The sequence below is a fragment of the Pseudomonas sp. PWP3-1b2 genome, from assembly GCF_049896045.1.
Classification (GTDB): Bacteria; Pseudomonadota; Gammaproteobacteria; order Pseudomonadales; family Pseudomonadaceae; genus Aquipseudomonas; species Aquipseudomonas antarctica_B.
In genome coordinates, this window is sequence record NZ_JAFCTN010000002.1 from 27,815 (window position 1) to 50,217 (window position 22,403).

At 62.2% G+C, this 22,403-nt stretch carries 17 protein-coding genes and 2 riboswitches; of the genes, 11 read left to right on the plus strand and 6 right to left on the minus strand.

The genetic code is table 11. The annotated features are described in order from the left end of the window. Window positions 1-31: 31 nt before the first annotated feature. Complete coding sequence (gene metH / locus ACP7A2_RS01295; protein ID WP_426132768.1) at window positions 32-3,742, minus strand: methionine synthase; 3,711 nt, start codon at window positions 3,740-3,742, stop codon at window positions 32-34. Between the two features lie 323 nt (window positions 3,743-4,065). Here metH and nfuA point away from each other — a divergent pair, with 323 nt between their 5' ends. Then, window positions 4,066-4,650 carry a Fe-S biogenesis protein NfuA gene (gene nfuA / locus ACP7A2_RS01300; protein ID WP_027606479.1) on the plus strand — a complete coding sequence of 195 codons (585 nt, stop codon included), beginning with the start codon at window positions 4,066-4,068 and terminating at the stop codon, window positions 4,648-4,650. 221 nt (window positions 4,651-4,871) lie between these two features. Here the strand turns inward: nfuA and cobM are convergent, their stop codons facing one another. The 4 genes from cobM to ACP7A2_RS01320 form a co-directional block, all read right to left on the minus strand. After that, entirely contained in the window at window positions 4,872-5,618 is a 747-nt protein-coding gene (gene cobM / locus ACP7A2_RS01305) for a precorrin-4 C(11)-methyltransferase (RefSeq protein WP_426132769.1), read from the minus strand. A gap of 70 nt (window positions 5,619-5,688) precedes the next feature. Beyond that, window positions 5,689-6,081: a cobalamin biosynthesis protein gene (locus tag ACP7A2_RS01310; protein ID WP_426132770.1), complete on the minus strand. Its 393-nt coding sequence runs from the start codon at window positions 6,079-6,081 to the stop codon at window positions 5,689-5,691. Next, window positions 6,078-6,770 carry a CbtA family protein gene (locus ACP7A2_RS01315; protein WP_426132771.1) on the minus strand — a complete coding sequence of 231 codons (693 nt, stop codon included), beginning with the start codon at window positions 6,768-6,770 and terminating at the stop codon, window positions 6,078-6,080. The genes ACP7A2_RS01310 and ACP7A2_RS01315 overlap by 4 nt, the downstream gene beginning before the upstream one ends. Before the next feature lie 11 nt (window positions 6,771-6,781). Continuing rightward, on the minus strand, window positions 6,782-6,970 hold the full coding sequence (locus tag ACP7A2_RS01320; RefSeq protein ID WP_024075128.1) for a CbtB domain-containing protein: 189 nt from the start codon (window positions 6,968-6,970) through the stop codon (window positions 6,782-6,784). A 94-nt stretch (window positions 6,971-7,064) separates the two neighbouring features. Then, window positions 7,065-7,278, minus strand: a riboswitch (cobalamin riboswitch). Window positions 7,279-7,319: 41 nt separating this feature from the next. After that, window positions 7,320-7,519, plus strand: a riboswitch (cobalamin riboswitch). Window positions 7,520-7,612: 93 nt separating this feature from the next. On the opposite strand from ACP7A2_RS01320, the gene cobW reads away from it, so the two are divergent. The 4 genes from cobW (at window position 7,613) to ACP7A2_RS01340 (ending at window position 14,416) form a co-directional block, all read left to right on the plus strand. Beyond that, complete coding sequence (gene cobW / locus ACP7A2_RS01325; RefSeq protein ID WP_426132772.1) at window positions 7,613-8,674, plus strand: cobalamin biosynthesis protein CobW; 1,062 nt, start codon at window positions 7,613-7,615, stop codon at window positions 8,672-8,674. Between the two features lie 3 nt (window positions 8,675-8,677). Beyond that, the gene (cobN, locus tag ACP7A2_RS01330) at window positions 8,678-12,439 is read left to right on the plus strand and encodes a cobaltochelatase subunit CobN (protein ID WP_426132773.1); all 3,762 of its coding nucleotides are present in this window, start codon (window positions 8,678-8,680) and stop codon (window positions 12,437-12,439) included. A 322-nt stretch (window positions 12,440-12,761) separates the two neighbouring features. After that, window positions 12,762-13,760: an ATP-binding protein gene (locus ACP7A2_RS01335; RefSeq protein WP_426132774.1), complete on the plus strand. Its 999-nt coding sequence runs from the start codon at window positions 12,762-12,764 to the stop codon at window positions 13,758-13,760. Window positions 13,761-13,813: 53 nt separating this feature from the next. Then, a complete protein-coding gene (locus ACP7A2_RS01340; RefSeq protein WP_426132775.1) occupies window positions 13,814-14,416 on the plus strand; it encodes a vWA domain-containing protein in 603 nt (200 codons plus the stop codon). Window positions 14,417-14,528: 112 nt separating this feature from the next. Here ACP7A2_RS01340 and ACP7A2_RS01345 read toward each other — a convergent pair whose 3' ends face one another. Continuing rightward, window positions 14,529-15,476 carry a DUF1853 family protein gene (locus ACP7A2_RS01345; protein ID WP_426132776.1) on the minus strand — a complete coding sequence of 316 codons (948 nt, stop codon included), beginning with the start codon at window positions 15,474-15,476 and terminating at the stop codon, window positions 14,529-14,531. Window positions 15,477-15,622: 146 nt separating this feature from the next. Between ACP7A2_RS01345 and ACP7A2_RS01350 the strand changes: the two genes are divergently transcribed. From ACP7A2_RS01350 to pepN, 6 genes are read left to right on the plus strand one after another with little or no spacing between them, the layout of a single operon-like run. After that, window positions 15,623-16,513, plus strand: coding sequence for an NAD(+) kinase (locus ACP7A2_RS01350; RefSeq protein ID WP_375069906.1), 891 nt, complete (start codon window positions 15,623-15,625; stop codon window positions 16,511-16,513). Continuing rightward, complete coding sequence (locus ACP7A2_RS01355; protein WP_426132777.1) at window positions 16,513-17,499, plus strand: metallophosphoesterase; 987 nt, start codon at window positions 16,513-16,515, stop codon at window positions 17,497-17,499. The genes ACP7A2_RS01350 and ACP7A2_RS01355 overlap by 1 nt, the downstream gene beginning before the upstream one ends. Beyond that, on the plus strand, window positions 17,496-18,365 hold the full coding sequence (locus tag ACP7A2_RS01360) for a rhomboid family intramembrane serine protease (RefSeq protein WP_426132778.1): 870 nt from the start codon (window positions 17,496-17,498) through the stop codon (window positions 18,363-18,365). The genes ACP7A2_RS01355 and ACP7A2_RS01360 overlap by 4 nt, the downstream gene beginning before the upstream one ends. A 14-nt stretch (window positions 18,366-18,379) precedes the next feature. Beyond that, complete coding sequence (locus tag ACP7A2_RS01365; protein WP_426132779.1) at window positions 18,380-18,640, plus strand: YeaC family protein; 261 nt, start codon at window positions 18,380-18,382, stop codon at window positions 18,638-18,640. After that, complete coding sequence (locus tag ACP7A2_RS01370) at window positions 18,637-19,467, plus strand: DUF2797 domain-containing protein (RefSeq protein ID WP_375069904.1); 831 nt, start codon at window positions 18,637-18,639, stop codon at window positions 19,465-19,467. The genes ACP7A2_RS01365 and ACP7A2_RS01370 overlap by 4 nt, the downstream gene beginning before the upstream one ends. 12 nt (window positions 19,468-19,479) lie before the next feature. After that, window positions 19,480-22,137 (plus strand): aminopeptidase N, encoded by a 2,658-nt coding sequence (gene pepN / locus ACP7A2_RS01375; RefSeq protein WP_426132780.1) that lies wholly within the window; start codon window positions 19,480-19,482, stop codon window positions 22,135-22,137. Window positions 22,138-22,403: the final 266 nt, after the last annotated feature.

Consider the following 22,403-nt stretch of genomic DNA (forward strand, 5'->3'; position numbering starts at 1 on the left):
GCGCCGAGATGAGGGGTGGCAGAGCGAAGGTTCAGTTGTCATAACCCAGGTTCGGCGCCAACCAGCGCTCGGTGATGCTCAGGTCCTGGCCCTTGCGCGAGGTATAGCTTTGCACCTGGTCCTTGTCGACCTTGCCCACGGCAAAGTACTGCGCCTGCGGGTGGGCAAAGTACCAGCCACTGACCGCCGCCGCCGGGAACATCGCGTAATGCTCGGTGAGGAACACGCCGCTGCGCCCGGCGTGCATCTCGCGGGCCTCTGGGTCCAGCAGTTGGAACAACTGGGCTTTTTCAGTGTGGTCCGGGCACGCCGGGTAGCCAGGGGCAGGGCGGATGCCGCTGTATTGCTCTTTGATCAGCGCCTCGTTGTCCAGCTGTTCGTCCTTGGCGTAGCCCCAGTGTTCTTTGCGCACTTGCTGGTGCAGCCATTCGGCGCAGGCTTCGGCCAGGCGGTCGGCGAGAGCCTTGACCATGATCGAGTTGTAATCGTCGCCAGCGTCCTGATATGCCTTGGCGACTTCCTCGGCACCGATGCCGGCGGTGGTGATGAAGCCACCGATGTAGTCGGTCACGCCGCTGTCCTTGGGCGCGACGAAGTCGGCCAGGGAGAAGTTTGGCTTGCCATCGGTCTTGATGATTTGCTGGCGCAGGTGATGCAGTTTGGCGATCGGTTGGCCGTCGTCACCGTAGACTTCCAGGTCATCGTCCTGCACCTGGTTGGTCGGCCAGAAGCCGAACACCGCGCGGGCGCTGATGAGTTTTTCGTCGATCAGTTTCTTGAGCATTTCCTGAGCGTCGGCGTACAGCGCGGTGGCGGCTTCACCTACAACTTCGTCAGTCAGGATGCGCGGGAATTTGCCTGCCAGGTCCCAGGAAATAAAGAACGGCGTCCAGTCGATGTAGTCGGCCAGGACGTTGAGGTCGATATTGTCCAGCACCCTGGCGCCGGTAAACGTCGGCGTCACCGGAGTGTAAGCGCTCCAGTCGAACTGCGGCTTCTTGGCAATCGCCGCCGGATAGCTCAGGCGTTCGGTGCGGGCGCTACGGTTCGAGGTGCGCTCACGCACGTCGATATACTCCAGGCGAGTCTTCTCGACAAACCCGGCCTTCAATTCCCTGGACAGCAACTGCGTGGCCACGCCGACCGCGCGCGAGGCGTCGGTCACGTAGATCACCGCGTCGTTGCTGTACTTGGGCTCGATCTTCACCGCCGTGTGCGCTTTGGAGGTGGTCGCGCCGCCGATCATCAGCGGCAAATGGAAGTTCTGGCGCTGCATCTCGCGGGCCACGTGCACCATTTCGTCGAGGGACGGCGTGATCAGGCCGGACAGCCCGATAATGTCGCACTTCTGCTCCCTGGCCACTTGCAGGATCTTCTCTGCCGGCACCATCACGCCGAGGTCGACGATGTCATAGCCGTTGCAACCGAGCACCACGCCGACAATGTTCTTGCCGATGTCGTGCACGTCGCCTTTCACTGTGGCCATCAGGATCTTGCCCTTGGCTTCCGGCTTGTCGCCTTTTTCCAGCTCGATGAACGGGATCAAGTGGGCCACGGCCTGCTTCATTACACGGGCGGATTTCACCACCTGGGGCAGGAACATTTTACCGGCGCCGAACAGGTCGCCGACGATGTTCATGCCGGACATCAGCGGGCCTTCGATTACCTCGATCGGGCGCGCGAAGGATTGGCGCGACAGCTCAGTGTCTTCAACGATGTGCGTGGTGATGCCCTTAACCAGTGCATGCTCCAGGCGCTTGTTGACGTCCCAGCCGCGCCACTCTTCGGTCTCGGCTTCCTTGACGCTGCCGTCGCCCTTGTACTTGTCGGCGATGGCGAGGAGGGCGTCGGTGCCTTCCGGGGTGCGGTTGAGCACCACATCTTCCACGGCGTCGCGCAGCTCGGCGGGAATCTGGTCGTAGATCTCCAGCTGGCCGGCGTTGACGATGCCCATGGTCAAGCCGTTGCGGATCGCATACAGCAGGAACACCGAGTGAATCGCCTCACGCACCGGGTTATTGCCGCGGAACGAGAACGACACGTTGGACACGCCGCCGGAGGTCAGCGCGTACGGCAGTTCGTCGCGGATGTAGGCGCAGGCGTTGATGAAGTCGACGGCATAGTTGTTGTGCTCTTCTATACCGGTGGCGACCGCGAAGATATTCGGGTCGAAGATGATGTCTTCCGGCGGGAAGCCGACCTCATTGACCAGGATGTCGTAGGAGCGTTTGCAGATTTCTTTCTTGCGCGCTTCCGTGTCGGCCTGGCCGGCTTCGTCGAACGCCATCACCACCACCGCCGCGCCGTAGCGCTTGCACAGTTTGGCGTGGTGAATGAACTGCTCGACGCCTTCCTTCATGCTGATGGAGTTGACGATGCCCTTGCCCTGGATGCACTTGAGGCCGGCCTCGATCACTTCCCACTTGGAGGAGTCGATCATGATCGGCACGCGGGAGATGTCCGGCTCGCCGGCAATCAGATTGAGGAAGGTCACCATGGCCTTCTTCGAATCGAGCATCCCTTCGTCCATGTTGATGTCGATCACCTGGGCGCCGGCTTCCACCTGCTGCAGGGCGACTTCCAGGGCTTCGGTGTAGTTGTCTTCGCGGATCAGCCGGGCGAATTTGGCGGAACCGGTGATGTTGGTGCGCTCGCCGACGTTGACGAACAGCGAGCTGCGATCAATCGTGAACGGCTCCAGGCCCGACAGGCGGCACGCCTTGGGAATGTCCGGGATCGCGCGCGGCGCATACCCGGCCACGGCCTTGGCGATGGCTTCAATGTGGCCCGGCGTGGTACCGCAGCAGCCGCCGACAATATTCAGGAAGCCGCTTTGGGCGAATTCTTCGATGACCTTGGCAGTTTCCGACGGCAGTTCGTCGTACTCACCGAATTCATTGGGCAAACCGGCGTTCGGGTGCGCAGAAACGTGGGTGTTGGCCTTGTTCGACAGTTCTTCCAGGTACGGGCGCAGCTCGCTGGCACCCAGGGCGCAGTTCAGGCCCACGGAAATCGGCTTGGCATGGCTAACCGAGTTCCAGAACGCTTCGGTGGTCTGGCCCGACAGGGTGCGGCCGGAGGCATCGGTGATGGTGCCGGAGATCATGATCGGCAGTTCGAAGCCCAGCTCTTCATACACGCCTTGCACGGCAAAGATCGCGGCCTTGGCGTTGAGGGTGTCGAAGATGGTTTCGATCAGGATCAGGTCGGCGCCGCCCTCGATCAGGCCTTTGGTGGCTTCGGTGTAGTTTTCCACCAGCTCGTCAAAGGTCACGTTGCGGTAGCCGGGGTTGTTCACGTCCGGCGACAGCGAGCAGGTGCGGCTGGTCGGGCCGAGCACGCCAGCGACGAAACGCGGCTTGGCCGGGTTCTCCAGTGTCTTGGCGTCCGCAACCTTGCGTGCGAGGCGTGCGCCTTCGACGTTCAATTCGTAGGCCAGTTCTTCCATGCCGTAATCGGCCATGGACACACGGGTGGCGTTGAAGGTGTTGGTTTCGAGGATGTCGGCGCCGGCATCCAGGTAGGCTTTTTCGATGCCGCCGATCACGTCAGGGCGGGTGATCACCAGCAGGTCGTTATTGCCCTTGACGTCGCTGGGCCAGTCGGCAAAGCGTTTGCCACGGTAGTCCTGTTCTTCCAGCTTGTAGCTTTGGATCATCGTGCCCATACCGCCGTCGAGGATCAGGATGCGTTCCTTGAGGGCTTGATGAAGGGCGTGCAGACGAGCGCTACGATCGGACATGGGACTACTCTGGTCAGGCATTTCGGAGGGCATGAATCATAGCAAACCTGTGCCAAATTAGAGCATGTACAGGTTTTGCATGAATATCGCTCATGTTGCTGGAGCGACTTGCCGCGACAAGCGCAACAACTGTTGGGCGCAGACCTTTCGGCTGGGCCGGCATTTGGGGCTCTTGCCAAAGTAACCCGCTGGAAGAGCCGAACCGATAGCAGGTCTAACGCACCTACGTATGTGCACCCCAAAATAACCCGACAAAAACACTAGGACTTTGTACCTGCGCAACAATTTGGCGTAAACTCCCGCCAAGCCTGTGAGGAGTTTCCATGACTGCCATAACCATTACCGACGCCGCCCACGATTACCTGGCTGACCTGCTGTCCAAGCAGAACACCCCGGGTATCGGCATCCGCGTCTTTATCACCCAGCCCGGCACCCAGTACGCAGAGACCTGTATCGCCTACTGCAAACCCGGCGAAGAAAAACCTGAAGACACCGCCCTGGGGCTGAAAAGCTTCACCGCGTATATCGACAACTTCAGTGAAGCCTTCCTCGACGACGCCGTCGTCGACTACGCCACCGATCGCATGGGCGGCCAGTTGACCATCAAGGCCCCCAACGCCAAGGTGCCGAACGTCAACGCTGACAGCCCGGTCAACGAGCGCATCAATTACTACCTGCAAACCGAGATCAACCCGGGGCTGGCCAGCCACGGCGGTCAGGTCAGCTTGATCGACGTCGTGGATGACGGCATCGCCGTGCTCAAGTTCGGCGGCGGCTGCCAGGGCTGTGGTCAGGCGGACGTGACCTTGCGTGAAGGCATCGAGCGTACCCTGCTCGAGCGCATCCCGGAGCTCAAGGGCGTACGCGATGTGACTGACCACACGCAGAAAGAAAACGCCTACTACTGAGTAAGGTGTTCACTGCGAACATAAAAAACGGCGCCCCGTGAGCGCCGTTTTTTTATGCCTTAAATTCAATGCCTTACACAATCTATCTAACAAAACAGTTCAACTGTGGGAGCTGGCTTGCCTGCAATAGCGTTTTACCCATAATTGAATTATGAGCTGATACACCGCCATCGCGGGCAAGCCCGGCTCCCACAGTTTTTTGCATTCAGGCCAGTGCTTATTCAGGGGCGATAAAGGTGAGCATGGCCTGCGCGGTACAGCGAGGACTCGCTGAAACTGTCGTCTGCCAGCACCCGGCCAACGATGATCAACGCCGTGCGCCGAAACCCTTTCGCCGCCACCTTCGCCGCGATATCCGTCAAGGTGCCGACCGCCCAGTCCTGATCCGGCCAGGTCGCGCGGTGCACCACGGCCATCGGGCAATCCGCGCCGTAATGCGGCAGCAGCTCAGCGACGATCTTTTCCAAATGGTTAACGCCCAAATGAATCGCCATGGTGGTGCCGTGACGCGCCAGGCTGTCGAAATCCTCACCTGCCGGCATGCTTGTCTTATCGGCATAGCGCGTCAGGATCACGCTTTGGGCAATGTCGGGCAGCGTCAACTCGGCCTCCAGCAGCGCCGCGCAGGCTGCCACCGCCGTAACGCCCGGGATGATCTGGAACGGGATGCCCAGCGCCCGCAGGTGGCGAATCTGTTCACCAATCGCGCCATACAGACTTGGGTCGCCGGAGTGCACGCGCGCCACGTCCTGACCGTTGGCGTGAGCCGCCTTGATCAGCTCAATGATCTGTTCCAGATGCAGTTCGGCGCTGTTGACCACGTGTTGCGCCTGATGACCTTCCAGCACCGCCGCTGGCACCAGTGAGCCGGCATAAATGATCACCGGGCAGCTGCGGATCAGCCGCTGGCCTTTGACGGTGATCAATTCCGGATCGCCGGGGCCGGCGCCGATGAAGTAGACGGTCATGGGGGTTTCCTGTCGAAAAACGGGCGAGCATGAAAAGTACTCATGATCGGGCGCACTGATTATCGGGATTTTAGCCTGCGCAAGCCAATGCAAAGGTGGCCTGGGCGGTTTTTTTGCGGGTGATCAGCAGCCGCGAAGGGGCGTTGCAGAGGTGTTCAGCCAAGGCCAGGGCCGCGCTTTCGGCGATGCCGTAACAGCCGGTGTGGGCAAACGCCACGTCGGATATGTGGCTCAGGCGGCCCTTATAGGGCGCCAGTTGTTCTGCGCTGAAACATTGAAAGGGCAGGCTCAGGTGTTCGGCCAGAGCGAGTAACCCCGGCTCATTGTGTTTGCGATCAATGCTGGCCAGGGCGGTAATGCGCCAGCGTTCAATGCCGCCCTCGGCGAGGGCGGCGTCAAACAGCGCCAGCAGGGTGTGAACGTCACAACCCCGTTGGCAGCCCAGGCCGACCACCAGGGTCATGCCGAGTATTGACCGTCGCGGTTGCGGCGAAACAGCCAGGCGCTGATCAAGCCCAGGGCCAGCCAGAACGCCACGTTGGTCAATTGCGAGGCAATCTTGAACTGCGCTTGCAGTGCCTCTGGAGCCAGCATCGAATGCACCTGCGGCTGCGGCGCGCCGATCACATGCGGCACCGCCAGGATCGCCACGCCCAACACTTTCAACAGCCAGCCGCGGCCAAACACCAGCAATGCGATACCGGCAGCCGTGGACGCGGCGGTGCCGATCCACCAGACCTGGCGCTGTGCCAAATCAGCAGCGGCGGTACCCGGCAACTCAGGCGGCAGGCCCAGCGTGGGCGCCAATACAAAGGTCGCGTAACCCGCCAAGCCCCACAACAGGCCCTGGGCCGCGCGGGTTGGCGCGCGCAAGGTGTAAAGGCCAGCCAGCATCAGCGCAAAACCCACGGCAACCACCAAGTTGCCGCCGGTGGTCGACAGCACGCGCTGCCAGCCGTCTTCCGGCTCCCAGGCTTGGGCGTCGTGAGTGTGCGCCGCCGCGCCAGAGGCATGTTCATGCGCCGCCGGAGCCTTTTCAAAGGTCTCCGCCTGCAAAATCAAAGGGGCGACCCAGAAGCTTTGCAGCAGGGTCAGCAAGAGGGCGGCGAGCAGGCCGGTAAAACCTGCGGTCTGGGCAATGCGCTTGATCATGTCGGCAGGCCTCAGTGGCACGGGAACGCGGCGCTGTGGCGAGTATCGTGGGCGGCGTTGTGCACCGCTTCGATGTGCGAGAAACCGGCGAAATACACCAGGCACGCGCCGAGGATCGACGCGCCAATGGCGGCGGTCAGGCGTTGGCTCAAGGTGGCGGTGCTGCTGGCGGTGTGCGAGGTGCTACTGATGATCGACATGGCGCGTCCCTTCTGGGTTTCAGGGTGACGCAGGCGCATAAAACCCCGCGAGCCGGGCACGCAGGGTTCGAACAGCGCCCGCCCACCGCGGGTTTGTTATCTGATTTTTCGGGCCGGTCTCCGGGCTTGCGAGGGGCGCTCTGCGGGAGAGTCAGCCTGAAAACGTCGCCTTCCCATACCCGAGGGTACAGTGGATATGACGTTTCGCTCGCTTACCGTTGCGGGGGCAGCACCGGACTGTCATGTGAACATGAGTCACCGGTTTCCCGTTTCACCCTGTGAAGGGCACCCGAAACAAGGCGGGTAGGAAAGCATGCAGAGCGGCGGTAGTCAAACTCACCGAGCACCTGTAGCCTTGCACCTTCGAGGTTCTTCGACCGAGGTCGAAGCTAAGAAGGGAACACGGTTCAAGCCGTGGCTGCCCCCGCAACTGTGAAGGGTTTAGCTGACTGCCACGCCACTGCCACTACGGCGGGAAGGCGCAGCCGGCGCCGGTCGAGAGACCCGCAAGCCCCAAGCCAGGAGACCTGCCTCGTGACCGATTTTCTACTTTAACCGGGCGGGGTGATCCGGTGACGAAATCAGCTGCTGCGCGCTGTCGCAGGGCCTATCGTCCCGTATGCCCGCCCCACAGGGCATCCGATGAAAACACTGGCCAAACTCCCCGTCACCATCGTTACCGGCTTTCTCGGCTCGGGTAAAACCACCTTGTTGCGCCACATGCTCGACAACGCTCAGGGCCGTCGCATTGCCGTGATCGTCAACGAGTTCGGCGAGCTGGGCATCGACGGTGAAATCCTCAAGCAGTGCTCCATCGGTTGCACCGAAGAAGAAGCCAACGGCCGCGTCTACGAACTGGCCAACGGCTGCCTGTGCTGCACCGTGCAGGAAGAGTTCTTCCCGGTGATGCGCGAGTTGGTGGCGCGTCGCGGTGACCTCGACCACATCCTCATCGAGACCTCGGGCCTGGCCCTGCCAAAACCCTTGGTGCAAGCCTTCCAGTGGCCGGAAATTCGCAGCGCCTGCACCGTTGACGCGGTGATTACCGTGGTCGACAGCCCGGCCGTGGCCGCTGGCACGTTCGCCGCGTTCCCGGACCAAGTAGACGCTCAGCGCAAACTTGACCCGAACCTGGACCACGAATCGCCGCTGCACGAGCTGTTCGCCGACCAACTGGCGAGCGCCGACTTGGTCATCCTCAACAAATCCGACCTGATCAGCCCGCAAGACCTGGCCCGCGTGCGCCTGGAAGTCGCTGAAGAATTGCCGCCGGCGGTGAAAATCATCGAAGCGAGCAGTGGTCGCGTGCCGCTGGACGTGTTGATCGGCCTGGGCGCGGGCTCCGAGGAACACATCGACGCTCGCCACAGCCATCACGATCATCACCACGAAGGTGAAGACGATCACGACCACGACGCGTTTGACTCGATCTCCATCGACTTGCCGCAAGCTGACGAGTCGCTGCTGCTCGACGCCTTGACCCAACTGGTGGTGCAGCACGGCATCCTGCGCGTCAAAGGCTTCGCGGCGATCCCGAACAAGCCGATGCGCCTGTTGATTCAGGGCGTGGGCACGCGCTTCGACAAGCATTTCGACCGCGCCTGGGGCGCTGACGAAGCGCGCATCACGCGTCTGGTGCTGATCGGCCAAGAGCTGGATGCGGTGGGCCTTGAAGCGCAATTGCGCGCCGCCCTCAGCGTTTAACCCATGCACCTGCTCAGGACTCAGCCCGGTGGTTTTGTCGCGGACGACAATATTGCCGACCTCGGCCAAACCCCCGCTGAACTGGTGATCCTGTGCAGCGGTGATTCGAGCCTGGCGCTGCTCGCCGAAGCGGCGCAGCAGTTGCCCGATGACTACCCCAGTCTGCGCCTGGCCAACCCGATGCAGGTGCAGAATCACGCCTCGGTCGACCTGTACGTCGATGAGGTGCTGCGCCACGCCAGGGTCATCCTGATTTCGCTGCATGGCGGCATCGGTTATTGGCGTTACGGCATTGAGCGGCTGGTGGAGTTAGCCGAGCGCGGCGTGCAGTTGATCCTCGTGCCGGGGTGTGATCGCCCGGACCCGGAACTCAGCGCTTTGAGCACAGTGGGTGTGGCTGAGCGCGACCGCCTGTGGCACTTCCTGCGCCAGGGCGGCATGGGCAATGCTCTGGATTTTTATCGCTGCCTGGCCAGTGAGTACCTGGGTCGCGACTATGCCTGGGCCGAACCGCGCACCCTGCCGCGCACGGCGATTTATCACCCGCGCGAAGCCGACGCTCGCTTGAATGACTGGCAAGCGGATTGGAACCCCGAGTTCCCGGTGGCGGCAGTGCTGTTCTACCGCTCGCATTTGCAGGCGGCCAATACCGGCTTTATCGACGTGTTTTGCCAGCGCTTGCAGGCGGCGGGCCTTAACCCGTTGCCCATCGCGGTGGCGAGTTTAAAAGAGCCCGGTTGCCTCACGGTGGTCGAGGACCTGCTGGATGACGTGCAGGCAGCGGTGATTCTGAACACCACTGGCTTCGCCCAGTCCAGCCCCGAAGCGCCGCATGTGCGCCCGTTTCGTCGCAATATTCCGGTGATCCAGGCCATCTGCGCCCAAGACAATGAGCCCGGCTGGAAGGCCAGTGCGCAAGGCCTCGGCCCGCGTGACTTGGCGATGCACATTGCCTTGCCGGAGCTGGACGGGCGCATCATCAGCCGGCCGATCAGCTTCAAGGACCTGGCCTGGCGCAGTGAGCGTAGCCAGTCGGACGTGGTGTGCTATCGCGCTGCGCCCGAGCGTATGGATTTTGTTGCCGAACTGGCGCGGCGTTGGGTCGAGCTGGCGCGGGTGCCGAATGCCGACAAACGCATCGCGCTGATCCTCGCCAACTACCCGACTCGCGACGGTCGCATCGGCAACGGTGTGGGCCTGGATACGCCGGCGGCGGCGCTGAATATCCTGCGTGCGCTGCAGGCTGAAGGTTATCCGGTGCCCGATGTTTTACCGGGCAGCGGCACCGCGTTGATCCACGACTTGCTCGGCGGCGTGACCAATGACCTGGACAGCCTCGACTTGCGTCCGTGCCACCAAAGCCTGGGCCTGGACGATTACCAGGCGATGTTCAATCGCTTGCCTGAAACCAATCGCCAAGCGGTGATAGCGCGCTGGGGCAACCCGCAAAACGACCCTATGTGCCGCGATGGCCGCATGATGATCGCCGGCCTGCGCCTGGGCCTGACCTTTGTCGGCATTCAACCGGCGCGGGGTTATCAGGTGGACCACAGCGCGGTGTATCACGACCCGGACCTGGTGCCACCCCACGGCTATCTGGCGTTTTACTTCTGGTTGCGCCACACCTACGGCGCCCACGGCGTGATTCACGTGGGCAAGCACGGCAACCTGGAATGGCTGCCGGGCAAGGGCGTGGGGCTGTCGGAAAACTGCTGGCCCGACGCGCTGCTGGGGCCTTTGCCGAATATCTATCCGTTTATCGTCAACGACCCGGGCGAGGGCGCCCAGGCCAAGCGCCGCACTCAGGCGGTGATCATCGACCACCTGATGCCGCCGCTCACCCGCGCCGAAACCTATGGCCCGCTGCGCGATCTTGAGCTGTTGGCCGACGAATATTACGAGGCGCAGTTGCTCGACCCGCGACGTGCCCTTGAGCTGCAGAAAAACATCCTCAAGCTGGTGCGCGAAACCCGCATCGACGCAGAGCTTGAAATGGACAGCGACGCCGACGCCGCCATCTGGCTGCCGCGCCTCGACACCTATTTGTGTGATTTGAAGGAATCGCAGATCCGCGACGGGCTGCATATTTTCGGCGAGTCGCCCGAAGGCCGCTTGCGCATCGACACCTTGCTCGCCTTGCTGCGCATCCCCCGTGGCGACGGGCGTGGCCCGCAATCGAGTTTGCTGCGGGTGTTGGCCAGGGCATTCCAGCTGGGTTTTGATCCGCTGGACTGTGCGCTGGCCGAGCCCTGGACCGGGCGCCGCCCCGAGGTACTGCAACAGATTGACGCGCAGTTGTGGCGCACCGCCGGTGATACCCGCGAGCGCCTGGAATTGTACGCCGCGCGTTTGATTGAGCAGGCGCTGGAAGGGCCGCTTGAGCAGTTGGAAGAACCCGGTTGGGAAGACGTGAAGGCGGTGATCGAAAGCCTGCGCATCGTCGTCGCGCCGCGTCTGGATGCCTGCGGCCCGGCAGAAATGCAAGGGTTGCTGGATGCCCTGAGCGGGCGTTTTGTACCGGCCGGGCCGAGCGGCGCACCGAGTCGCGGTCGCCTGGATGTGCTGCCTACCGGGCGCAATTTTTTCAGCGTGGATGTGCGCAACCTGCCCACCACCACCGCGTGGCGGATCGGTTTCCAGTCAGCCAATTTGATTCTCGAACGGCATTTGCAGGACCACGGCGACCACTTGCGCCAACTCGGTTTGTCGGTTTGGGGCACCGCCACCATGCGCACCGGCGGCGATGATATCGCCCAGGCCATGGCGCTGATGGGCGTACGCCCGGTGTGGGCGACGGGCAGCCAGCGGGTGGATGATTTTGAAATCCTGCCGATCAGCTTGCTCGACCGCCCGCGTGTTGACGTGACGCTGCGGGTGTCCGGGTTCTTCCGCGATGCGTTCGCCAACCTGATCCGCCTGTTTGATGCGGCTGTGCAGGCGGTGGCCGCGCTGGATGAGCCGGACGACATGAACCCGCTGGCGGCCAAAGTGCGCAGCGAGCGTGAGGCGTTGCTCGCGTCTGGCCTGGATGAAGAGGCGGCGGCGAAACAGGCTGGCTGGCGCATTTTCGGCGCCAAGCCCGGCGCGTATGGCGCAGGTGTGCAGGGCGCAATTGACGGTCGCCTGTGGCAAAGCCGCGAAGACTTGGCCGAGGTGTACCTGAACTGGGGCGGTTATGCCTATGGCGGGTCGGATGAAGGCACCGCCGCCCGCGAACAGTTCGCGCAGCGCCTGAGTCAGGTGCAGGCCGTGTTGCAGAACCAGGACAACCGCGAGCATGACCTGCTCGACTCCAATGACTATTACCAATTCCAGGGCGGTATGCTCGCCGCCGTGGAAACCCTGAGCGGCGACAAGGCCGCCAGCTACCATGGCGACCATAGCCAGCCGGACCTGCCTAAAATCCGCACGCTGAAGGAAGAGTTGAACCGGGTGATCCGTTCCCGCGCCGCCAACCCCAAGTGGATCGAGGGCGTGAAGCGTCATGGCTATAAAGGCGCGTTCGAGATGGCGGCGACGGTGGACAACCTGTTCGCCTTCGACGCCACCACCGCGCTGATCGATGATCACCAATACGCGTTGCTTGCCGACGCGTATTTGCTTGACCCTGATACCCGGGACTTTGTGCAGCAGCACAACCCCGACGCCCTGCGCGACATGACCGAGCGCATGCTCGAAGCCCAACAGCGCGGCATGTGGCAGGAACCGGGCGCTTATAAGGAAGCCCTGGAAAACCTGTTGCTGGACATAGAAGAAGACAGCTGAGATGCCGCGCTTGGCGTGTTGTTGGCGGGCGGATACGTCTGTCGGGCTGGGCAGGCACACTGTGGCGAGCGGGCTTGTTGTGGCGAGCGGGCTTGCCCCGCGTTGGGCTGCGCAGCAGCCCCAGAACCAGGCGCGGATGAGTACCTGCCAGACCGCGTTGCCTGGATTGGGGCGGCTTCGCCACCCAACGCGGGGCAAGCCCGCTCGCCACAGCAAGCCTGCTTGCCACAACAAGCCCGTTTGCTATGGCAAGCCCGTTTGCCACAGTAGGCCCGTTTGCCACGGGGCATTTCCAGAATGATGAAGTTGACCGAGGGCTCGCATGACTGATATCCCGCATTTTCCGCTGTCCGCCGTGGTCGGCGCTGACGAATTGAAACTGGCGCTGTGCCTGACCGCCATCGACCCGAAGATCGGTGGTGTGTTGATCGAGGGCCCGCGCGGGATGGCCAAATCCACGCTTGCGCGCGGCCTGGCAGATCTGCTGGCGAGTGGCCAGTTTGTCACCTTGCCATTGGGCGCCACCGAAGAGCGCCTGGTGGGCACGCTGGATCTGGACGCGGCACTGGGCGAAGGTCGCGCGCAGTTTTCCCCCGGTGTATTAGCCAAGGCGGACGGCGGCGTGCTGTACGTCGATGAAGTCAACTTGCTGGCCGATCACCTGGTTGACCTGCTGCTGGACGTGGCCGCCAGCGGCACCAACCTGATCGAGCGTGACGGCATCTCCCATCGGCATTCCGCGCGTTTCGTGCTGATCGGCACCATGAACCCGGAGGAGGGCGAGTTGCGCCCGCAACTGCTCGACCGCTTCGGCTTCAACGTGGCGCTGAGCGGGCAGACCCTGCCGACCGAGCGCGGGCAGATCATCCGCCGTCGCCTGGATTTCGACAGCGACCCCGCCGGGTTTTGCACACAGTGGGCCGAGCCCCAGGCAGCCTTGCGCGAGCGCTGCACCCAGGCGCGGGCGCGACTCGACAGCATTGAATTGGATGACGACGCCTTGGCGCAGATCACCGAGCGCTGCTTTGCTGCCGGTGTCGATGGCTTGCGCGCAGACTTGGTCTGGTTGCGCGGTGCCAGGGCGCATGCGGCGTGGCGTGGCGCAGCTGCCATTGCCGAAGAAGATATCGAGGCCGTGGCTGAATTTGCCCTGCGCCACCGCCGTCAGGAGCAATCTGCGCCGGCCAGCCCTGCTGAACAAGGGCAGGCGCCAAAGCCTTCCGACACCTCACCCGGTCAGGGCCAATGGGGCGATATGCCTGCGCAGGCGTCTGCCATGGGCGCACGCCGGGATGTGCCCTCCTGGCCAAAAAAGCCTTAGGCATCCGCCCTCGACCTGACTCGGGGGCGGATGCCCGGCCCAAGGCGGGTCGAGTGGACAGGGGCCGCCATGGCAAGGCGCGCGGCACACACTACGGCTCGATCAATTGGCCGGGCACCTTGCTCGGCGGTCGGCCGCAGTGCCGTGAGGACGTGCTCTATCACCTGCGCAGTCGTTCGGCCCATGAGCTGTGGCTGGTTATTGTCGACGCGTCCGCTTCCACTCGGCGGCATCGCGCGTTAACCGATGCCAAGGGGTTATTGGCTCAACTGTTTGATGACGCGTATCGGCAACGGGCGCGCATGGCGTTGTTGACGGCCAGCGGGCTGTCACCGAAGTGGCAGGTGCAAGGCCTGAAAGCTGCAAAAGGTTTGGCGCAGTGGTTGAAGCAGCTGGGGGCGGGCGGCGGTACGCCGTTACTGGCTGCGCTGAATGAAGCCAGGCAATGGCTGGCGGTGCGGCGCAAGCGGTATCCCTCGGAACCGCAGCGGTTGCTGGTGATAACCGATGGGCGATTGAAGGACATTGCCGGGTTGCCATTACTGGAGTGCCCGGGGTTGCTGGTGGATATCGAGCGTGGGCCGATCAGGATGGGTAGGGCTGAAGACCTGGCGGTTGGGTTGCAGCTGGATTATCGGCATATCGACAGCTTGTAGTGCTTGGGCTCTCGCTATCGCAGGCAAGGCAGCTCCCACATTTTGACCGCGCCGCCTGCCAAATGTGGGAGCTGGCTTGCCTGCGATGGGGCCCTCACTATCGCCCGACATCTCAGCCAGCCCCCGGCACATTCGGCCAAAGGTCTGCCACCAGAAACAGCCGCTCGGCTTCCTCCCAATCCTCACCCACCTGAACCAGGCGCACCAGCAACTGCGCCGGCGCCATCGGGTCCAGTTCGCTCAGCCAGGCGTGCATCTGTTCTTCGCTCCAAACGTCACTCGCCGCGTAATGTGCCGGCGCCAGCCACGCATGCCGTGGCAGAGGTTGCCAGCGGCCCGGTGGACGCACGCAGACAAAGTCCCGCCAATCACGCTGATGCAACCAGCGCCCGCGCAAATGCTGCGGATGGGCGCCACGGGGTGATTCAGCTTCGCCAGGCCACGGGTAGAGCAAATACCCACCCAGCCACAAATGCGCATCGAACTGCTGAATATCCAGCGCCGCCAGCACTTCGCGGCTTTCCGGCCGTGCCGAAATCGGCAATTGATGTTGGGCCAGGTGTGCCAGTTTACGGTCGAGCCGATCATGGCAACCCGGGCCGAGCCATTGCGAACTGTCCTTGCCGTCTCCGTCTTGCGGCCCCAGATAAAGCTTGATCGCCAGTTCCAGGTGATGCACCCCATCGCGGTCGCGCAGCAGCATGTCGAGTTCGCCCAACGTATGCCCGGCGCGGCGGATCGGCAGGTTGGCGGCCAGCAACTCCACGCCCGGTGCGTGCTTGACGGCGAACTGCCACAGGCGTTCGTAATACAGGCCCAGGCGCCGCGTGCGGGCCTGGCTCAGCCACTGCTGCAAAGGGCGGCTGTCGTGGTCAAGTGAGCGTAACCAGTGTTCGAGACGCTCGGGCGCCTGCACCCAGTCGCTGCCGGCCAGCGGGTGGCGCTGGGGCCACGGCGTCTGTTCGAGCATCGGCGGGGCAAGCATGACCCACGCCAGGTCACGCACCTCGGGGTGGCGCAGTTGGCGGGGCAGGGTGTGTAAATCGGGGAACACAGTCATGTGTCCGAGCATAGCTGTTTAACCGTCCTGTCGGTGGCTGAGAACCATTGTCATCAAGGTCTGACGGCGACAAAGGGTTTTGCCTGACGCGGCCTTTCGCCCATAATCGTTCTTTTTTGCGTCACCCTAAATCCCGCAGGAGCCCCATGGAGCAATTTCGCAATATCGGCATTATCGGTCGCCTGGGCAGTACCCAGGTGCTGGACACCGTCCGCCGGCTGAAAAAATTCCTGGTGGAGCGTCACCTGCATGTGATCCTCGAAGACACCATCGCCGAAATCCTGCCGGGCCATGGCCTGCAAACCTCGTCGCGCAAAATGCTCGGTGAAGTGTGTGACATGGTGATTGTGGTCGGCGGCGACGGCAGCCTGCTGGGCGCGGCACGGGCGCTGGCGCGGCATAACGTGCCGGTGCTGGGGATCAACCGGGGCAGCCTGGGGTTTCTGACCGACATACGCCCCGACGAGCTGGAAGTCGAAGTGGCCAAGGTGCTCGACGGCCATTACCTGGTGGAAAACCGCTTCCTGCTGCAGGCCGAAGTGCGCCGCCACGGCGAAGCCATCGGCCAGGGCGATGCATTGAATGATGTGGTGCTGCACCCCGGTAAGTCCACGCGCATGATCGAATTCGAGCTGTATATCGACGGCCAGTTCGTGTGCAGCCAGAAGGCCGACGGCCTGATCGTCGCCACGCCGACCGGCTCCACCGCGTACGCGCTGTCGGCGGGCGGCCCGATCATGCATCCCAAGCTGGATGCCATTGTGATCGTGCCGATGTACCCCCATATGTTGTCCAGCCGCCCCATTGTGGTAGACGGCAACAGTGAGCTGAAAATCGTGGTGTCCAAAGACATGCAGATTTACCCGCAAGTCTCCTGCGACGGGCAGAACCATTTCACCTGCGCCCCCGGTGACACCATCACCGTGAGCAAAAAGGCGCAGAAGCTGCGGCTGATCCACCCGCTGGACCACAACTACTACGAAGTGTGCCGCACCAAGTTGGGCTGGGGCAGCCGCTTGGGGGGTGGAGGCGACTGATGCTCGATCCCGCGCGTAGCTACGACCTGATTGGTGACGTGCACGGTTGCGCTCATACCCTTGAGCACTTGCTCGAACAGTTGGGTTACCACAAGATCGGTGGCACCTGGCGCCACCCTTCACGCATGGCGGTGTTCCTGGGCGATATCATCGACCGCGGGCCGCGCATTCGCGAGGCGCTGCATATCGTCCACGATATGGCCGAGGCCGGTCAGGCGCTGTGCATCATGGGCAACCATGAGTTCAACGCGCTGGGCTGGACCACGCCTGCGCCGCCGGGCAGTGGCAAGCAGTTCGTGCGCGAGCACAACCCACGGCATGCGCGCTTGATCCAGGAAACCCTGAGCCAGTTCGAGCAGCACCCGGCCGACTGGCACGACTTCCTCGGCTGGTTCTATGACATGCCGCTGTTTGTCGACGCCGGGCGTTTCCGCGTGGTGCATGCGTGCTGGGACGACGGCTTTATCCAGCCGCTGCGCGCGACCTTTGCGGACGGCTGCATCGACCAGCACTTCCTGCAAGCCGCGGCCGTGCCGGGCAGTTTTGCCTGCAACGCGTTCGACCGCCTGCTGCGCGGCACCGACATGCGCCTGCCGGATGGCCTGACGCTGACCGGCGGCGATGGCCTGACACGTTCGTTCTTCCGCACCAAATTCTGGGAAGACGACCCGAAAACCTACGGCGATATTGTGTTCCAGCCCGACGCCTTGCCGGAGCCGGTGGCGCGCACGCCGTTGTCGTCCACCGAAAAGAATTCCCTGCTGCGCTATGGCGTAGATGAACCGTTGTTGTTCGTCGGCCATTATTGGCGCAGCGGCAAACCGGCGCCGATCCGCGATAACCTCGCGTGCCTGGATTACAGCGCAGTGCTGTACGGCAAGCTGGTGGCGTACCGACTGGATCAGGAAACCCGCCTCGATCCGCGTAAATTTGTATGGGTCGACGTTGAGCGGCCCGAGGTTATTACACCTGAGGTCATGAAATGAGCACCGTGGCTGTATTGCGCTTGCCCCTGAGCGTCGACCTGGCGGGTTTCGTCAAATTGTTGCAACGCATGCAAGTGCCCCATCGGGTCAGTGAAGAAGCGGGCGAGCAAGTGCTGTGGGTGCCTGAAACCATCAGCGACGACGTGCGCGTGTTGTACCAGCGTTTTCCGGCTGGCGACCCCGACCAGCAGCTGGATATTCCCGAACAGACGCCCGTCACTCGGCCGAGCTTTGTGCAGCAAGTGCGCCACAGCCCGGTGACGGCGTTGGTGTTGCTGGCGAGCATCATTGTCGGCGCGGTGACGTTGCTGGGTGAAAACCTGCAAACCATGGCCTGGCTGACCTTTTTGCCGTTCCATGTGTCGGGCGAGTACATCCAGTTCACGCCGCTCGCCGATAGCCTGACGTCGGGGCAGTGGTGGCGGTTGGTCACGCCGATGCTGATTCACTTCGGCATCCTGCACCTGGCCATGAACGGCATGTGGTACTGGGAACTGGGCCGGCGCATCGAAGTGCGCCAGGGCAGCATTAATCTGCTCGGCCTGACCCTGTTGTTCAGCCTGGTTTCCAACTATTCGCAGTACGCCTATAGCGGCCCGAGCCTGTTTGGCGGCCTGTCGGGCGTGTTGTACGGCCTGCTCGGGCATTGCTGGATCTTTCAATTACTCTCGCCAAACCCGGCCTATCGCCTGCCCCGTGGTGTGCTGGCGATGATGCTGATTTGGCTGGTGCTGTGCATGTCGGGGCTGATCTCGATGATCGGTTTCGGCGAAATCGCCAACGCGGCTCATGTGAGCGGCCTGGTCATCGGTTGCCTGACGGGTTTGCTGGGCGGGCTGTACAACCGCCGCAAAGCTTCTATTTGATAAGGAAGAGCCTCATGTCCTCTTTTGCTGAAATGATCGAAAACATCACCCCGGACATCTACGAGAGCCTCAAGCTCGCCGTGGAAATCGGCAAGTGGTCCGATGGCCGCAAGCTCACTGCCGAGCAGCGCAAGCTGTCCCTGCAAGCGATGATCGCCTGGGAACTGCAGAACCTGCCGGAAGACCAGCGCACCGGTTACATGGGCCCGCAGGAATGTGCGTCGAAATCGGCACCGGTACCCAACATCCTGTTCAAGTCGGATGCGATCCATTGATTGAGATTGGTCGCGGTGCAGTCAACAAAATGTCGGCGCAACTCGGTGAGCCGACCGTTCAATACGCGTTTCGCCTGGGCGATACCGAGGTGCCGGTCAACCCGTTGATCGGTACCCATGTGCGCCTGGAGTTCCTCGGTGCCATCCATTGCAGCCATTGCGGCCGCAAGACCAAAACCAGTTTCAGCCAGGGTTATTGCTACCCATGCATGACCAAGCTGGCCCAGTGTGACCTGTGCATCATGAGCCCGGAGCGCTGCCACTACGACGCTGGCACCTGCCGCGATCCGGGCTGGGGCGAAAAATTCTGCATGACCGACCACGTGGTCTACCTGGCGAATTCGTCAGGGGTGAAGGTCGGTATTACCCGTGCGTCCCAGTTGCCAACGCGGTGGCTCGATCAGGGCGCCAGCCAGGCGCTGCCGATCATGCGCGTCGCGACGCGTCAGCAGTCCGGCTTCGTCGAAGACCTGTTCCGCAGCCAGGTGGCCGACAAGACCAACTGGCGCGCGTTGCTCAAGGGCGATGCTCAATCCGTCGACCTCAAGCAGGTGCGTGATCAACTGTTCGCCTCGTGCGCTGAAGGGTTATTGAGTTTGCAGGAACGCTTTGGCCTACAGGCCATCCAAACGATTGCCGACATTGAACCGATCGAAATTCGCTACCCGGTAGAGCAATATCCCACAAAGATAGTCAGCTTCAACCTGGACAAGAACCCGATTGCCGAAGGCACGCTGCTGGGGATCAAAGGCCAATACCTGATCTTCGACACCGGCGTTATCAATATTCGTAAATACACGGCCTACCAGCTCGCCGTGCATCAGTAAAAGGACGAAGACATGCGCACCGAACAGCCGAAGATGATTTACCTGAAGGACTATCAGGCGCCGGACTACCTGATCGAAGAGACGCACCTGACCTTCGAGCTGTTCGAGGACCACAGCCTGGTCCACGCGCAGTTGGTGATGCGCCGCAACCACGAGCGCGGCGTCGGCTTGCCGCCGTTGGTGCTGGATGGCCAGCAGTTGGAGCTGTTGAGCATCAACCTCGCCGATCAGGAACTGACGGATGCGGATTATCAGCTGACTGAAAATCACCTCACGGTGCACCCAAAAAGTGAGACTTTCACCCTCGACACTACGGTGAAAATCCACCCGGAAACCAACACTGCGCTGGAAGGCCTGTACAAATCCGGTGGCATGTTCTGCACCCAGTGCGAGGCCGAGGGCTTTCGCAAGATCACCTATTACCTCGACCGCCCGGACGTGATGAGCACCTTCACCACCACGGTGATCGCCGAGCAACACCGCTACCCGGTACTGCTGAGCAACGGCAACCCGATCGCCAGCGGCCCCGGTGAAGACGGCCGCCATTGGGCGACCTGGGAAGACCCGTTCAAGAAGCCGGCGTACCTGTTCGCGCTGGTGGCCGGTGATTTGTGGTGCGTTGAAGACACCTTCACCACCATGACCGAGCGCGATGTGGCGCTGCGCATTTATGTCGAGCCGGAAAATATCGACAAGTGCCAGCACGCCATGAACAGCCTGAAAAAGTCCATGCGCTGGGACGAAGAAACCTACGGCCGCGAGTACGACCTCGACATCTTCATGATCGTCGCCGTGAACGACTTCAACATGGGCGCCATGGAAAACAAGGGCCTGAACATCTTCAATTCCAGCGCCGTGCTGGCCCGCGCCGAAACCGCCACCGACGCCGCGCACCAGCGGGTCGAGGCAATTGTTGCCCACGAATACTTCCACAACTGGTCGGGCAACCGCGTGACCTGCCGCGACTGGTTCCAGCTGTCGCTCAAGGAAGGTTTCACCGTGTACCGTGATTCCGGCTTCTCCGCCGACATGAACTCGGCCACGGTCAAGCGCATCCAGGACGTGGCGTACCTGCGTACCCATCAGTTCGCCGAAGATGCCGGCCCGATGGCCCACGCGGTGCGCCCGGACAGCTTTATCGAGATCTCCAACTTCTACACCCTGACCGTGTACGAAAAGGGCTCGGAAGTGGTCGGCATGATCCACACCTTGCTCGGTGCCGAAGGTTTCCGTAAAGGCAGCGACCTGTATTTCGACCGCCATGACGGCCAGGCCGTGACCTGTGATGACTTCATCAAGGCCATGGAAGACGCCAACGGCGCCGACCTGACTCAATTCAAGCGCTGGTACAGCCAGGCCGGTACGCCGCGTCTGGCCGTCAGCGAGTCCTACGACGCCGCCGCCAACACCTACAGCCTGACCTTCCGCCAGAGCTGCCCGGAAACGCCGGACAAGGTGGAAAAACTGCCGTTCGTGATCCCGGTGGAAGTGGGCCTGCTGGACACGAAGGGCGCCGGTATTGCCTTGCGCCTCGCTGGTGAGGCCGCCGCTGGCGGCACGTCCCGCGTGATTTCGGTCACCGAAGCCGAGCAGACGTTCACCTTTGTCGATATCGCTGAGCAGCCGTTGCCTTCGCTGCTGCGCGGTTTCTCGGCGCCGGTGAAACTGAGCTTCCCGTACAACCGCGATCAACTGATGTTCCTCATGCAGCACGACAGCGACGGCTTTAACCGTTGGGATGCCGGCCAGCAACTGGCGGTGCAAGTGTTTCAGGAGTTGATCGGCCAACACCAAGCGGGCCAGCCGCTGAAGCTGGATCAGCGCTTGATCAGCGCATTGCGCAGCGTGCTGAGCGACGAAAGCCTGGATCAGGCCATGGTCGCCGAAATGCTCTCGTTGCCGGGTGAAGCCTACCTCACGGAAATCAGTGAAGTGGCGGACGTCGACGCCATCCACGCCGCCCGCGAGTTTGCCCGCAAGAAGCTGGCGGAAAACCTGCACGAAGAGCTGTGGTTGCGCTACCAGGCCAATCGCGACTTGTCCAAGCAAACGCCTTACGTGGCAGCGGCTGAGCATTTTGCCCGTCGCGCGCTGCAAAACATTGCGCTGTCCTACCTGATGCTCAGCGGCAAGCCTGAAGTGCTCGCAGCCACACTTGATCAGTTCGACAGCAGCGACAACATGACCGAACGCCTTACCGCGCTGGCCGTGCTGGTCAACTCGCCCTTCGAGGCAGAAAAGGCCCAGGCGCTGGCGGTGTTTGCCGAGAACTTCAAGGACAACCCGTTGGTCATGGACCAGTGGTTCAGCGTGCAGGCCGGCAGCACCTTGCCGGGTGGGCTGGAGCGGGTCAAAGCGTTGATGGAACACCCTGCGTTCAACATCAAGAACCCGAACAAGGTGCGTGCACTGGTCGGCGCGTTTGCCGGGCAGAACCTGATCAACTTCCACGCGGCGGATGGCTCGGGTTATCGCTTCCTGGCGGATCTGGTGATTCAGTTGAACGGGTTTAACCCGCAGATCGCCTCCCGCCAACTGGCGCCACTGACCCGCTGGCGTAAATACGACAGCGCGCGCCAGGCGCTGATGAAAGCCGAGCTGGAGCGCATTCGCGCCTCCGGTGAGCTGTCGAGCGATGTGTTCGAGGTGGTCAGCAAGAGCCTTGCTTAAGGTGTGCGAATGAAAAAAACGGCTAGTTCAGGCTAACGCCCATCACACCAGGGCGAACGCCGTACTTGTGGCGAGGGAGCTTGCTCCCGCTGGACGGCGTAGCAGTCCCTTTTTTGGGGCCGCTGCGCGACCCAGCGGGAGCAAGCTCCCTCGCCACATAGTCTGTTAACTCCTGACAAAACTGACACGTTCCTGGCTTGGCAGGGCAGCACAAATCACCCAAAAAGGAGTTTGTCATGTCCGTCCCGGAACTGGCCCCGGCCATC